Below are 13058 nucleotides of genomic sequence, written 5' to 3'. Positions count from 1 at the left end.
TTTTCGCTTTAAATTTAGATTAAAATGACTTCTATCCAAGCAGCAACATACCCTATACATTTTAATGAAAAAGCGTATACTGAATTAGCAACAATAATTAGCAGTAATAATTATTCATCTATTTTTATTTTAGTTGATGATAATACACTTACTCACTGTTATCCTCGCTTTATACAATTATTAGAAACTGATAAAACGATTGAAGTTATTCAGATTGATGCTGGCGAAGTTCATAAAAATATTGAAACTTGTGTAGGTGTTTGGAATGCAATGACCGAATTAGGTGCCGACAGAAAAAGTTTATTAATTACCTTAGGTGGCGGTGTTATTACCGATTTAGGTGGTTTTGTTGCCTCAACTTTTAAAAGAGGAATTGATTTTATTAACATCCCCACTACATTGCTTTCTATGGTTGATGCTTCTGTTGGCGGAAAAACAGGAATTGATTTAGGTGTTTTAAAAAATCAAATAGGTTTGTTTGCTAATCCTAAAATGATTGTTTTAGATCCGGAGTATTTACATACACTTCCTGCTCGTGAAATTAGATCTGGTACGGCAGAAATTATTAAATACGGTATGACGCACGATATTCGTTTATTTAATGAAATAAAAGATAATTCAGATTTAAATATTATCGATTTAATTCATCGTTCTATCGAAATTAAAAACGAAGTTGTTTTAAAAGATCCTAAAGAACAAAATGTTCGTAAAGTTTTAAATTGGGGACACACCATTGGTCATGGAATAGAATCTTATTTTTTAGAAAATCAAACAAAACAAAATTTAACACACGGTGAAGCAATAGCTATAGGAATGGTTTGTGAAGCCTATCTTTCTTCTAAAATTTTAGATTTCCCTATTGATAAACTTCAAGAAATTAAAAAGTCTATCATTGCTATTTATGGTAAAACAGCAATTTTAGAAGATGATTTTTCTTCAATTATGGAGTTAATGAAACATGACAAGAAAAATATTGGTGGCGAAATTAACTTTGTGCTTTTAAATAATTATGAAGATTTTAAAATTGATTGTAAAGTTTCAAGCCAATTAATTATTGAAAGTTTAAACTACTATAATTCTTAAAAAAAAAGTTGTTTTTATTAAGTTAATAATAAAAATATCAAAAAGGGTAAACATTTGTTTACCCTTTTTCTTTTAATTACTTTTGCCCTCATGGAAAAACTAAAACAACGTTGGGGTTTAAAAACCACTTGGGATGTAATTGCTGTAATAATTGTATTTTCTATTAACGGTTCGTTTGCTACTTGGATTGCAAAACCTATCACCGCTTTTTTTGGACTTTCTCCAGAAACTACTTCTCCTTGGGTTTATTGGCCGCTACGTATTTTACTTATTTTTCCTATCTACCAAACAACATTACCTTTAGTTGGCTGGTTTTTTGGACAGTTTAAATTCTTTTGGGCTTTCGAAAAAAAGTTTTTAAGTAGAGTTGGCTTAGGATTTTTGTTTAAAAAATAAATTATGATTTTGCTAACTTATAAATAGGTATAGGTAAAGCAACTCCTTCTGCTAAAAAGCGTTTATGTACCGCTTCTTTTAAAGCACATTTTGTTTTAAATTCTTTAAAAGGCTCATTTAACCAAACATAAGCACGCATGTGTATATGATCTATATGAACATCTATTACACGAATATCTACCTGTTGTGCATCTGCCATTACTTGTTCTGGCGTTCTGTAATCTATAACTGTTGGTAATTTAATTGCTTCTTCCTGAATAATTTTCTTAACTAAATCAATATCTGCTTTTAAGCCTATTTTAAAATTGTTAAAACTTAATACATGAGAATCTTCAATCGTATGATTTAAAACAGAATCGGTGCTAATTACCGAATTAGGGATTATCAATCGCTTATTTTCAAAATTATTAATTACGGTATGTCGTAAAGTGATATCTTCAACAATACCTACTCTAGTTTCATCTAACTTAATATAGTCTCCCACTCTAAACGGGCGAAATATAACAATAAAAGCTCCTGCTATTAAATTAGATAAAGCTGCTTGTGCTGCAAAACCAATAATTGCGGCTAAAATACCCGCTCCAGAAAAAATTAAAGCTGCTTGACTTCTAAAAGCCGGTACTGTCATTATAATATAAACAATACCAAAAACTCCTAAAAAAAACTTTACTGAATTACGAAAAAATAAAATACTTGTTTTTCCATAGCGGTCAATCTTTTTTCGTTTGATTATTTGAATAATAATATAACGAGCAATTCTTGATAACACCCACACAACAAGCATTACAACTAATACATAACTCAAAACACCTAAAAAGGAGTCTAAATTAAATTGGTAAGGAAAAAATTTATCCATTAAAATAATTCGGTTTGATTTTCATCATCTTCACTTGTCGTTTTTTTCTTTTTTTGAAGCGCACGCTCTAAGGCTTTTTTTGCCTTATCTTCTTTAGATTTTACAAACTCTTTTTGCGATACTTCCTCTACTTCTAAAGCTAAATTATTTTCGGTAATTTCTTCATCTTCATTTACCTCAATATCTTCTACTTTCTCTTCTTCCGGTTCGCTATATGGTAAAGAATCTAATAAATTCACCGTTCGAATTTTATCTGTAGTTAACTGGTTACCTTGTGCTTTAATACCTTTTATAGCGATAAAATCTTCAAAGTTTACTGTTAACTTATCCAAACTACGCTTTGAAAAAATAACCTCAGCCATTGGTCTGTAATCAGTAGCTATGATTTCTAATTTCGATTTTTCACTTTCAGTAACAAAAATTTCTTCTTTATCAACTGTTTCAATTAAAAAACGTTTTACATAATAGCGTTCTTTTTCTCCATCAAAATAAATTGCTGAAATCGGTTTTTTAGGTTTCCATTTTTCCAACACAATCATATCATTATCAAAATGCATTGATAAGTCTGGAGATACTGCTTTAATTTTACCTGATTGTGTAGCTATTAAAATTTTATCTTCTGCTTTAAACTCGCCAAGTAATTCACCTCTACCATCAACATTTAAACGCTGTACGGCATCATCAAACCAAATTTTACGTGGTTTTAATGTTGATACTCCTGCTTCTTTAAAATCTATTTTTTTTACACTGTATTTACTAACTAAATTACCTCGTACACTACGACCTTTTACGGATAAATCTGCAAAATCAATATCCCATTTTAGTTTTTTTACACTTCCAACTGCTCGTAAATTTACAGTTACTACTTCAGCTTCTCCATTAGGGTTTGCTGTAAAATATAATAATTTTGATTTAGGATTGTTATTTGCTAACAGGTATTCTTTATCTCTAGTAACCGAGGTAACATTAAATCGCTTCATATACGATGGTCCTTTAGCCCCATCTATATAAATCATATTAAAAACGGTACGTTTATCTTTTTTCTTAAAAATAGCTAAATGAATAATTCCTTTACCTACAAAGGTTTTAGAGGCTACTTTGGTAACCATCATTGATCCATTATCTCTAAAAACAATTACATCATCAATATCTGCACAATCGGTAACATATTCGTCTTTTTTTAGTGAAGTCCCTATAAACCCTTCTTCTCTGTTTACATACAGTTTGGTATTACGCATTACTACTTTTGTAGCTACAATATCATCAAATATTCTAATTTCAGTTTTACGTTCTTTTCCCTTCCCGTATTTCGTTTTTAAGTCTTTAAAATAATCGATTGCAAATTCGATTAAATTAGCTAAATGATTTTTAACTACTGCTATTTTATCTTCTAAGCTTTCAATAAACTGCTTTGCTTTATCAATATCAAACTTTGATATTTTTTTTATTCTAATTTCTGTTAATCGAACAATATCTTCTTCAGTAATGGCACGTTTTAAATGTTTTATATGTGGTTGTAAACCTGCATCAATTGCTTCGATAACACCTTGCCAAGTATCAACCTCTTCAATATCACGATAAATTCTATTCTCAATAAAAATTCGCTCTAATGATGCAAAATGCCATTGTTCTTGTAATTCATTTAATTGAATTTCAAGTTCTCTTTTTAATAAATTAACTGTTAAATCGGTTGAGTGTTTTAACAATTCTGATACTCCTAAAAAAACAGGCGTGTTATTTTGAATTGTACAGCATAAAGGCGAAATAGAATTTTCACAATTTGTAAATGCATATAAAGCATCAATTGTTTTATCTGGCGATACATTTGGTGGTAAATGCACTAAAATCTCAACATTTGCAGCCGTATTGTCTTCTATTTTTTTAATACGGATTTTACCTTTATCATTTGCTTTTAAAATACTATCTATTAATGACGAAGTTGTAGTACCAAACGGCACCTCGGTAATGACTAATGTTTTTTTATCTAATTGAGATATTTTTGCACGCACTCGAACCTTCCCTCCTCGTTTACCATCATTATAATTGGTAAAATCGGCAATTCCGCCTGTTAAAAAATCAGGGACTATGGTAAAGCTTCTTCCTTTTAAATATTTTATAGAAGCATCAATTAATTCATTAAAATTGTGCGGTAATATTTTGGTTGATAAACCTACTGCAATTCCCTCTGCCCCTTGTGCTAGTAATAAAGGAAATTTTACGGGTAAATCTATCGGTTCTTTTCTTCTACCATCATACGATTGTTTCCATTCGGTCGTTTTTGGATTAAAAACAACATCTAAGGCAAATTTTGATAAACGTGCTTCAATATATCTTGATGCTGCCGCTCTATCTCCTGTTAAGATATTTCCCCAGTTACCTTGCATATCAATCAGTAATTCTTTCTGACCAATTTGCACCATCGCATCAGCAATTGAAGCATCTCCATGCGGGTGGTACTGCATGGTATGCCCTACAATATTAGCTACTTTATTGTAACGCCCATCATCAAGGTCTTTCATAGAATGCATTATTCTACGTTGTACCGGTTTTAAACCGTCTTCTAACGACGGAACAGCTCTTTCTAAAATTACATACGAAGCGTAATCTAAAAACCATTCTTTATACATTCCGGTAACTTTGGTTATCGTTTCTGTATTTTCAATTGGTTGATTTAATTCTTCGTCGTGTTCGTAATTATTATTTTCTTCACTCATTTAACAATGGGGATTCTTTTAAGAGTTATTGTTTTTTTTATTAAGGATAAAAATGGTCGTAAAAACTAATGCCGCTACTAGCATATTTATATAATGTTTACTATTACTTTCCCAGCTTAAATTAGCTACATCAACATTTAATAAATTAATAAAAAAGATTGTAAAAGCTATTATTAAGTATATTCTTACTCTTCGTTCTTTATTCATTTTCTTTTTTAACTAACTAAAACGTTCTTTTTACACTTCTTCAATTGCATCTAACTCTACTTTTAAGTTTTCGATGATAAATTTTTGTCTATCAGGGGTGTTTTTCCCCATATAAAATTCTAGCATTTGCTCTATCGACATTTCTTTATCTAACATTACAGGATCTAAACGAATATCATCACCAATGAAATGCACAAACTCATTTGGCGAAATCTCACCCAATCCTTTAAATCGCGTTATTTCTGGTTTTCCTCTTAACTTATCAATCGCTGCTCGTTTTTCATCTTCAGAATAACAGTATATCGTTTCTTTTTTATTTCGAACTCTAAATAACGGCGTTTCTAAAATATACAAATGCCTTTCTTTTATTACTTCAGGAAAAAACTGTAAAAAGAAAGTAATTAATAATAAACGAATATGCATACCATCTACATCGGCATCGGTAGCTATTACAATATTATTATACCGCAAATCTTCTAATCCGTCTTCAATATTTAAAGCGGCTTGTAATAAATTAAACTCTTCGTTTTCGTATACAATTTTTTTACTCAGCCCGTAAGAATTTAGCGGCTTTCCTTTTAAGCTAAAAACTGCTTGCGTGTTTACGTTTCGTGATTTTGTAATAGAACCCGAAGCCGAATCCCCCTCGGTAATAAACAACGTAGTATCTAAATGATTTTCTTTTTTAATATCGCCTAAATGAATGCGACAATCACGTAATTTTTTATTGTGCAAACTTGCTTTCTTTGCTCTGTCTTTTGCAAGTTTTCGAATACCCGAAAGTTCTTTTCTTTCTTTTTCTGCTTGAATGATTTTTTTCTGAAGTTTATCAGCAATCTCTACATTTTTGTGTAAAAAATTATCAAGTTTTGTTTTTATAAAATCGTTAATATAAGTACGAACTGTTGGTAAATCACCTCCCATTTCGGTAGAACCTAACTTTGTTTTTGTTTGACTTTCAAAAACGGGTTCCATTACTTTAATTGCAATTGCCGAAATTATTGATTTACGAACGTCAGAAGCATCAAAGTTTTTACCATAAAACTCACGGATGGTTTTAACTATTGCTTCTCTAAATGCTGCTTGATGTGTACCTCCTTGCGTAGTGTGCTGCCCGTTTACAAACGAATGATATTCCTCTGAATATTGTGTTTTACTATGTGTAATGGCAACTTCAATATCATCTCCTCGTAAATGTATTATTGGATACAACATATCATCTTGATTATTGTTATCTTCTAATAAATCTTTTAATCCGTTTTTAGAGTGAAATTTTTCGCCATTAAAAACAATTGTCAACCCCGGATTTAAGTATACATAATTCTTTAATAATCGAATAATATATTCAGGACGGTATTTATAATTTTTAAAGATTGAGTTATCGGCAATAAAGGTAACTTTGGTTCCTCTTCTTCGCGAAGTTTCTTCCAGTAAATCTTGATTAACTAACTCGCCTTTTTCAAATTCTGCAGATGCTGATTTTCCATCACGAGTAGACTCTACTCTAAAAAAAGTAGACAAAGCATTTACCGCCTTAGTTCCTACCCCGTTTAATCCTACTGATTTTTTAAAGGCACGAGAATCATACTTACCACCTGTATTCATTTTAGATACAACATCTACTACTTTACCTAACGGAATACCACGACCATAATCTCTTACAATTACTTTTTCGCCTTGCACAGAAACCTCAATCGTTTTTCCTGTACCCATTACAAATTCGTCAATAGAGTTATCTAAAACCTCTTTTACCAAAATATAAATTCCATCATCTGGTGAGGTACCATCTCCTAACTTTCCAATATACATTCCTGGACGCATTCGAATATGTTCTTTCCAATCGAGCGAGCGTATATTATCTTCGGTATATTTTGTTTCTTGAGCCATAAAGTTTAAGGAAATTGAAGTCTCAGCTAAAATAGTATTTACTATGTAAAAATAAAAAACTCTGTTAATTTAGTTATTAACAGAGTTTCAAATATAATGTTTATCAGTAAATTATCTTCTACTATAATTTGGTGCTTCTTTAGTAATTGCAACATCATGCGGATGACTTTCATTAATTCCGCTTGCAGTAATTCGTACAAATTTACCTGTATTTTTAAGTGTTTCAACATCTTTAGCCCCACAATATCCCATACCTGCACGTAAACCTCCTACAAATTGATGAATACTTTCTACTAACTCACCTTTATAAGGTACACGACCTACAATACCTTCTGGCACTAATTTTTTGATATCATCTTCAACATCTTGAAAATAACGATCTTTAGAACCTTGTTTCATTGCTTCAACAGATCCCATTCCTCTATATGATTTAAACTTTCTTCCTTCGAAAATAATTGTTTCTCCTGGACTTTCTTTTGTTCCTGCTAGCAATGAACCTAACATTACACAATCAGCTCCTGCGGCAATTGCTTTAGGAATATCACCTGTATAACGAATTCCTCCATCAGCAATAACCGGAACACCAGATCCTTTAATAGCTGCAGCAACCTCTAATACTGCTGAAAACTGAGGAAAACCTACACCTGCAACTACACGAGTTGTACAAATTGAGCCTGGTCCGATACCAACTTTTACAGCATCTGCTCCAGCTTCTACTAAATATTTTGCTGCTTCTGGTGTTGCTATATTACCTACAATTACATCTAATTTAGGAAACTTTTCTTTAACATTTTTTAAAACCGCAACTACGCCTTTTGTGTGCCCATGTGCTGTATCAATAATTACTGCATCTACGCCTGCATTTACTAAAGCTGCTGCTCTATCAACAGCATCAGCTGTTACTCCTAATGCTGCTGCAACACGTAAACGTCCGTAAGTATCTTTATTAGCGGTTGGCTTTTGTGTTAACTTTGTTATATCTCTAAAAGTAATTAAACCTACTAGCTTATCATCATTATTAACAACAGGTAACTTTTCTATTTTGTTTTGTTGCAAAATTACCTCAGCATCTTTTAATGAAGTACCTTCTGCAACTGTAACTAAATTATCAGCTGTCATTACTTCAATAATTGGGCGTTCGTTATTTTTTTCAAAACGTAAATCACGATTGGTAACAATTCCTACTAAGGTACCTTTTTCATCAACAATCGGAATACCACCAATACTATGTTCCTTCATTAACATTTTAGCGTCTAATACTATTGCTGTTAATGGTAAAGTTACGGGATCGATAATCATACCGCTCTCTGCACGTTTTACTTTACGAACTTCTTGAGCTTGTTGCTCAATGGTCATATTTTTATGTAAAACACCAATTCCTCCCTCTCTAGCCATTGCTATTGCCATTGCAGATTCGGTAACTGTATCCATTGCTGCTGATACTATTGGTACATTTATTGTAATATTTTTGGTGAATTTTGTTTGGATAGAAACTTCTCTTGGAAGTATTTCTGAGTAAGCTGGCACTAATAAAACGTCGTCATACGTTAAACCTTCGCCTACTATTTTTGATTGATGAGCTTGCATGTGCAATTAATTTTGTGTGTTGTTAATTAATTACGTGCAAATATACTATAAATAGTTGAAACCTAAATTAAAAATAAGGTTAACAAAATAATTTTCCTTTAGAACTCATTTTATACTTTAACTTAAAGTATGCACCTATAAAAACTAAAGTAGTATGCTTTGTTTAGCATACATGCCTTACTTTTGTTTATTATATGGATTCTCTTACTCAAATAATATTAGGTGCCGCAGTTGGCGAAGCTGTTTTAGGTAAAAAAACAGGAAACAAAGCCATGTTTTATGGTGCAATTGCAGGAACAATTCCTGATTTAGATGTGCTCGCTTCTTATTTTACGGATACAGTTACGGCTCTTAATATTCATCGTGGATTTACACACTCCATACTCTTTTCTGTACTCTTCGCTCCTGTTTTTGGTTGGTTGGTTTCTCGTTATGAGAAATATAATAATTTTAAAAGTTGGTCTTGGTTATTTTTCTGGGCTTTTATAACACATCCTATTTTAGATGCTCATACCACTTGGGGAACGCAGTTTTTTTGGCCTTTTGATATTCGGTTAGCATTTAAAACAATTTTTGTTATCGATCCGCTTTACACAATGCCTTTTTTAGTTTTTCTACTATTGGCTATGAGGCAAAAACGAACCTCTAAGAAACGACAGTTTTATAATAAAATTGGCTTAATAGCTAGCTCTACTTACTTAATACTTACATTTTTTTTTAAATGGATGGCTTTCAATCAATTTGAAGCTGCTTTAAAAACACAAAACATATCATATTTACAATTAAATACCAGACCTTCTCCAATGAATACCGTTTTATGGAGCGCTAATATAGAAACAGAAAAGGCATATCTATTAGCCAATTATTCATTTTTTGACACACAACCTATTACTTTTGATTCTTATAAAAAAAATCATCATTTATTAGGGAGTTTAGCTAATAATCAAAAAATAAAAGAAATGATTACTATTTCAGAAGGTTGGTATACTATTACAAAAAAGAAGGATATCCTTTATTATAATGACTTACGATTTGGCCTTTTAAGTTTGGCACCAAACTCTCAAAACTTTGTTTTTAAATATAAAATTACTGAAGATGATATAGGTAATATTCAATTTACTGAAGAGCCTAAAGATAAACGCGATGGAAAAAAGTTACTTTCCCAATTATGGGCACGTATAAAAGGAAATTAAAAATAGTAGTTTGAAACTCTCTTAGTCTATAATTTAATTTTTATGTAAAAAATTATTTTTTCTGGAGTATCACAAATAACTCCATACCTTTTCTATTGTGATAAGAATTATAGCAAGATTCCATTTTAGCAATATTTAAATAAGGTTTAAAATAAGTACTATACTCTTCTTTACAGCCTCCAAAAGGCGGATGATCTTCATTTAATTTTGCATCAAATAACAAACCTACTAATTTTCCGTTTTTACTAAGCAAATCATTCATTTTTGAAGCATATTTTTCACGTAAATTCGGGTCAATTGCACAAAAAAAAGTTTGTTCAATTATTAAATCAAAAGTAGAATCTATATCAAAAAAATTAGCATTAATTAATTGTGTTGAAGGAAAATTTGGAACTCTTTTTTTTAAGTTATTTAAAGGTTCTTTAGAAATATCAACTACAAAAACATTTTTAAATCCGTTATTAAAAAGATATTCTGCTTCGTAAGAATTTCCTCCTCCAGGAATTAAAATTTTTAGCTCTTTATTTTCTAATTGATAAAAATAAGCTTTTAAAGGTGGAGAAACTACTCCTAAGTCCCATCCAATTTTATTAGATGTGTATTTCTTTCCCCAAAAATTTGCAGATAAATCCATTTATTAAATATTTAGTTTTAAAAATGAAAATTGTTTGTGTACACTTTATTCTAAAGTTAACTTCTTTTTAAAAATCAATTGATTAAAAATCATTAAAACAGCCATTCCGAATGAAAGAGTCATAAATAACCCAGAAATCATAATAACATATTTCATCCAGGTAATTCCTGTCCACATTAAATAAATTCCACCAAAGGTGCTAATTATTGACACAAAAGGTTCAATCATTAAAAACAACTTTAGCTTTTTATTAATACTTGTTGTAGCTAAAATAATTGCCAACAAAAAGAAAATTACAGAGAGTGATAAAATATGATTATGCACCATTGTTTTGATTTCTCCTGCCGATTTTTTAAACTTCATGGTAGTAGCCTCTTCTACATCTTCATTCCCTAAATAACGCTCTTCTATTCCTGTTGGATTAGAATTTGTTGTATCTCTAACAAATGATATTCCGCCAAAAAAACCAATACTTAAGGTGCAAACAAAAGCGAGTATTAATAATTTTATTTCTTTCGGAAATTGATGAATTACACCGTGAACTTGCATTTACAATACTTTATTTTTATTAAGGATTTCTAAATTTTGAAGAAAATTATTCACTGCAATTGTCATTGAAGACGCTGATATTGTTGCTCCTGAAATGGCTATAATATCTTTTTCGTATTTTAATTTATCGTTAGCGGTTTTACCTATAAATTGTTTTAACCAACGTTTACTTCCTATTTCGCCACCGTAATCTTCACGATAAATTAATATTTTAGTTTTTACTACAATTAACGCTTCATCTAAAAGAATTAAATAATCAAATTCATCAGTTTTACTAGGTGCTTTATCAATATAAGCATAGCCTACAATCTTTTTTTCTACCGATATTTTAAATAAATTATCTTCTCTTATCTTTTTATTTAATTGTTTATTAATTGAATCTGCAATAATGATTTTCGTTATCTCAAAATTCTCAACATCAAATGTCTTTTTAATTTCCTTCTCTACTTTTTTCTTTAGTTTTTTAGGAATACTAAATGATAACAATCCTATGGAGGTTATCAATAATAAGAAAGGTAAAAATAGTCGCATTTTCATATTGCAAAAATATTAGAATTAGTCTAAATAAAAAACAAAAATCGAACCAAATTATAAAAACTTGATTCGATTTTCACAAAAAATAACAAACTTCTAATAATAATGATTAAAACCAAACACCAAAACCTAAGTTTAATTGTTTTATTGTTTTGCTTCCTGCTACTGCATCATTTTTAAATTGATAATCTGCTTTTATAGCTGCACCTGGAGCAATTTTGTATGTTAAACCAAACGTCCATTCATCACGATCGTACGCTAAGTTTTTTGCTAAACCTCCATCTGTTGATGCATGTGTATTATAATCTTCGTAACGAGCAAAAGCATATAACTGCTGTTCTTTATCTTGTGGTAATAAATTATAAGCTGTTTCTACATACCAACCTTGTAAAGCGCTTCCTAAGTCAGAACCATAAAGTGTATTATATTCTTCGCTATCTGAAACACTTGCGTGAATAAACTGACCACGAGCTGTAAAACGTTGATACGCATAACGAGCATCTAAACCTAACATTGCTATACCTACATCTGCTCCGCTAATATCTTCTATTGCATTATCAGACTGTGTTCTTCCAAAATATCCTGATAATCCTAAACGTAAACCTGGTAATCCGTAATAATCTAACTTACCAGAAAAGTTTACATTATTCATCATAGATTCCGCTCCTTTTTGACGACCGTTTCTAAAACCATTACTTCCGCCTAAATATTTTCCTCCATTATCAGATAAAAAACCATTAAACATATAAGCTTGGTAACGTAAAGATGCTTCATCCCATCTACCAGAAACTCCTAAACCGATTTCTCTCCAAGTAGAAGGGATAATTGATTTATCCATACTTGGTCTTTCAACTCCATTAAAAGTAGTTGGTTCATGATATTCATTTACAATACCCATTGGTACTAACATTAAACCAGCTCTTAAATTTACATTGTCGTTTAAACTATATTGTAAAAAAGCTTGTTCAATAAATACTTCTTTTACATGCTCAAACTCAATTTCTGTAATAAATTGTGTACGATCATTAAACTTATATCCTAACAACATTACCATTCTGTGTACATCTAACTTTGCATTTTTACCTGTAGCTCTGTTATAATGAGTTTCAGCATAACCACCAACAGTTAAACCTTTTTGACTTAAGTTTGATGATAAAATACGTTGTGCCGCATTTTTTTGATTTTGCGGATTTGTAGGAATACTATCCTGTGGCGCAGATTGTGCTGTTGCAAATAATGATGCTCCTGCTAATAATGCGAAAAATACTTTTTTCATTTTATTTAGATTAATTTTAAATAATTTTTTATTTACGAGTGCAAATTTAACAGAGTTTAACAATTACACAAAGTTTATTAAGATTTATTTTAAATAAACTTTATGTATTTAAGTTTGTTAATCTTTAATTATTTAAAAACTA

Annotated in this window: 12 protein-coding genes; 3 read left to right on the top strand and 9 right to left on the bottom strand. The window is 30.6% G+C overall.

Annotated elements, in window-relative coordinates; translation table 11 throughout:
• Positions 1-24 precede the first annotated feature (24 nt).
• Complete coding sequence (gene aroB / locus ACN5J5_RS11165; RefSeq protein ID WP_418644971.1) at positions 25-1083, top strand: 3-dehydroquinate synthase; 1059 nt, start codon at positions 25-27, stop codon at positions 1081-1083.
• 90 nt (positions 1084-1173) lie between these two features.
• Positions 1174-1479 (top strand): DUF6787 family protein, encoded by a 306-nt coding sequence (locus ACN5J5_RS11160; protein WP_418644970.1) that lies wholly within the window; start codon positions 1174-1176, stop codon positions 1477-1479.
• Between the two features lies 1 nt (position 1480).
• On the opposite strand, the gene ACN5J5_RS11155 is transcribed toward ACN5J5_RS11160, so the two are convergent.
• The 5 genes from ACN5J5_RS11155 to guaB form a co-directional block, all read right to left on the bottom strand.
• On the bottom strand, positions 1481-2335 hold the full coding sequence (locus tag ACN5J5_RS11155; protein ID WP_418644969.1) for a mechanosensitive ion channel family protein: 855 nt from the start codon (positions 2333-2335) through the stop codon (positions 1481-1483).
• On the bottom strand, positions 2335-5049 hold the full coding sequence (locus tag ACN5J5_RS11150) for a DNA gyrase/topoisomerase IV subunit A (protein ID WP_418644968.1): 2715 nt from the start codon (positions 5047-5049) through the stop codon (positions 2335-2337). Before ACN5J5_RS11150 ends, ACN5J5_RS11155 begins: the two co-directional genes overlap by 1 nt.
• 18 nt (positions 5050-5067) lie before the next feature.
• The gene (locus ACN5J5_RS11145; protein ID WP_068705638.1) at positions 5068-5256 is read right to left on the bottom strand and encodes a hypothetical protein; all 189 of its coding nucleotides are present in this window, start codon (positions 5254-5256) and stop codon (positions 5068-5070) included.
• A gap of 30 nt (positions 5257-5286) precedes the next feature.
• On the bottom strand, positions 5287-7143 hold the full coding sequence (locus tag ACN5J5_RS11140) for a DNA topoisomerase IV subunit B (protein ID WP_068705635.1): 1857 nt from the start codon (positions 7141-7143) through the stop codon (positions 5287-5289).
• A 111-nt stretch (positions 7144-7254) separates the two neighbouring features.
• A complete protein-coding gene (guaB, locus tag ACN5J5_RS11135) occupies positions 7255-8730 on the bottom strand; it encodes an IMP dehydrogenase (protein WP_418644967.1) in 1476 nt (491 codons plus the stop codon).
• A 194-nt stretch (positions 8731-8924) separates the two neighbouring features.
• Between guaB and ACN5J5_RS11130 the strand changes: the two genes are divergently transcribed.
• Positions 8925-9923, top strand: a complete 999-nt coding sequence (locus ACN5J5_RS11130; RefSeq protein ID WP_418644966.1) for a metal-dependent hydrolase — start codon at positions 8925-8927, stop codon at positions 9921-9923.
• Positions 9924-9975: 52 nt separating this feature from the next.
• Here ACN5J5_RS11130 and ACN5J5_RS11125 read toward each other — a convergent pair whose 3' ends face one another.
• From ACN5J5_RS11125 to ACN5J5_RS11110, 4 genes are all read right to left on the bottom strand, one after another.
• The gene (locus tag ACN5J5_RS11125; RefSeq protein ID WP_418644965.1) at positions 9976-10557 is read right to left on the bottom strand and encodes a methyltransferase domain-containing protein; all 582 of its coding nucleotides are present in this window, start codon (positions 10555-10557) and stop codon (positions 9976-9978) included.
• A gap of 45 nt (positions 10558-10602) precedes the next feature.
• Positions 10603-11106: a hypothetical protein gene (locus ACN5J5_RS11120; protein ID WP_418644964.1), complete on the bottom strand. Its 504-nt coding sequence runs from the start codon at positions 11104-11106 to the stop codon at positions 10603-10605.
• Positions 11107-11643 (bottom strand): FMN-binding protein, encoded by a 537-nt coding sequence (locus tag ACN5J5_RS11115; protein WP_418644963.1) that lies wholly within the window; start codon positions 11641-11643, stop codon positions 11107-11109.
• Positions 11644-11749: 106 nt separating this feature from the next.
• Positions 11750-12916 (bottom strand): porin, encoded by a 1167-nt coding sequence (locus ACN5J5_RS11110; RefSeq protein WP_418644962.1) that lies wholly within the window; start codon positions 12914-12916, stop codon positions 11750-11752.
• Positions 12917-13058 lie beyond the last annotated feature (142 nt).

The sequence above is a fragment of the Tenacibaculum insulae genome (genome assembly GCF_964512435.1).
GTDB lineage: Bacteria > Bacteroidota > Bacteroidia > Flavobacteriales > Flavobacteriaceae > Polaribacter > Polaribacter insulae_A.
The sequence above is the reverse complement of the archived record's forward strand: the minus strand, read 5'-3'. Positions and strand labels throughout refer to the sequence as shown.

Excerpts from the sequence above, each read along its gene's own strand:
- ACN5J5_RS11155 (WP_418644969.1), bottom strand. The coding sequence starts at position 2,335 with ATGGATAAATTTTTTCCTTACCAATTTAATTTAGACTCCTTTTTAGGT.
- ACN5J5_RS11125 (WP_418644965.1), bottom strand. The coding sequence starts at position 10,557 with ATGGATTTATCTGCAAATTTTTGGGGAAAGAAATACACATCTAATAAA.
- ACN5J5_RS11150 (WP_418644968.1), bottom strand. The coding sequence starts at position 5,049 with ATGAGTGAAGAAAATAATAATTACGAACACGACGAAGAATTAAATCAA.
- ACN5J5_RS11140 (WP_068705635.1), bottom strand. The coding sequence starts at position 7,143 with ATGGCTCAAGAAACAAAATATACCGAAGATAATATACGCTCGCTCGAT.
- ACN5J5_RS11160 (WP_418644970.1), top strand. The coding sequence starts at position 1,174 with ATGGAAAAACTAAAACAACGTTGGGGTTTAAAAACCACTTGGGATGTA.
- ACN5J5_RS11145 (WP_068705638.1), bottom strand. The coding sequence starts at position 5,256 with ATGAATAAAGAACGAAGAGTAAGAATATACTTAATAATAGCTTTTACA.
- ACN5J5_RS11110 (WP_418644962.1), bottom strand. The coding sequence starts at position 12,916 with ATGAAAAAAGTATTTTTCGCATTATTAGCAGGAGCATCATTATTTGCA.
- ACN5J5_RS11130 (WP_418644966.1), top strand. The coding sequence starts at position 8,925 with ATGGATTCTCTTACTCAAATAATATTAGGTGCCGCAGTTGGCGAAGCT.
- ACN5J5_RS11115 (WP_418644963.1), bottom strand. The coding sequence starts at position 11,643 with ATGAAAATGCGACTATTTTTACCTTTCTTATTATTGATAACCTCCATA.
- aroB (WP_418644971.1), top strand. The coding sequence starts at position 25 with ATGACTTCTATCCAAGCAGCAACATACCCTATACATTTTAATGAAAAA.
- ACN5J5_RS11120 (WP_418644964.1), bottom strand. The coding sequence starts at position 11,106 with ATGCAAGTTCACGGTGTAATTCATCAATTTCCGAAAGAAATAAAATTA.
- guaB (WP_418644967.1), bottom strand. The coding sequence starts at position 8,730 with ATGCAAGCTCATCAATCAAAAATAGTAGGCGAAGGTTTAACGTATGAC.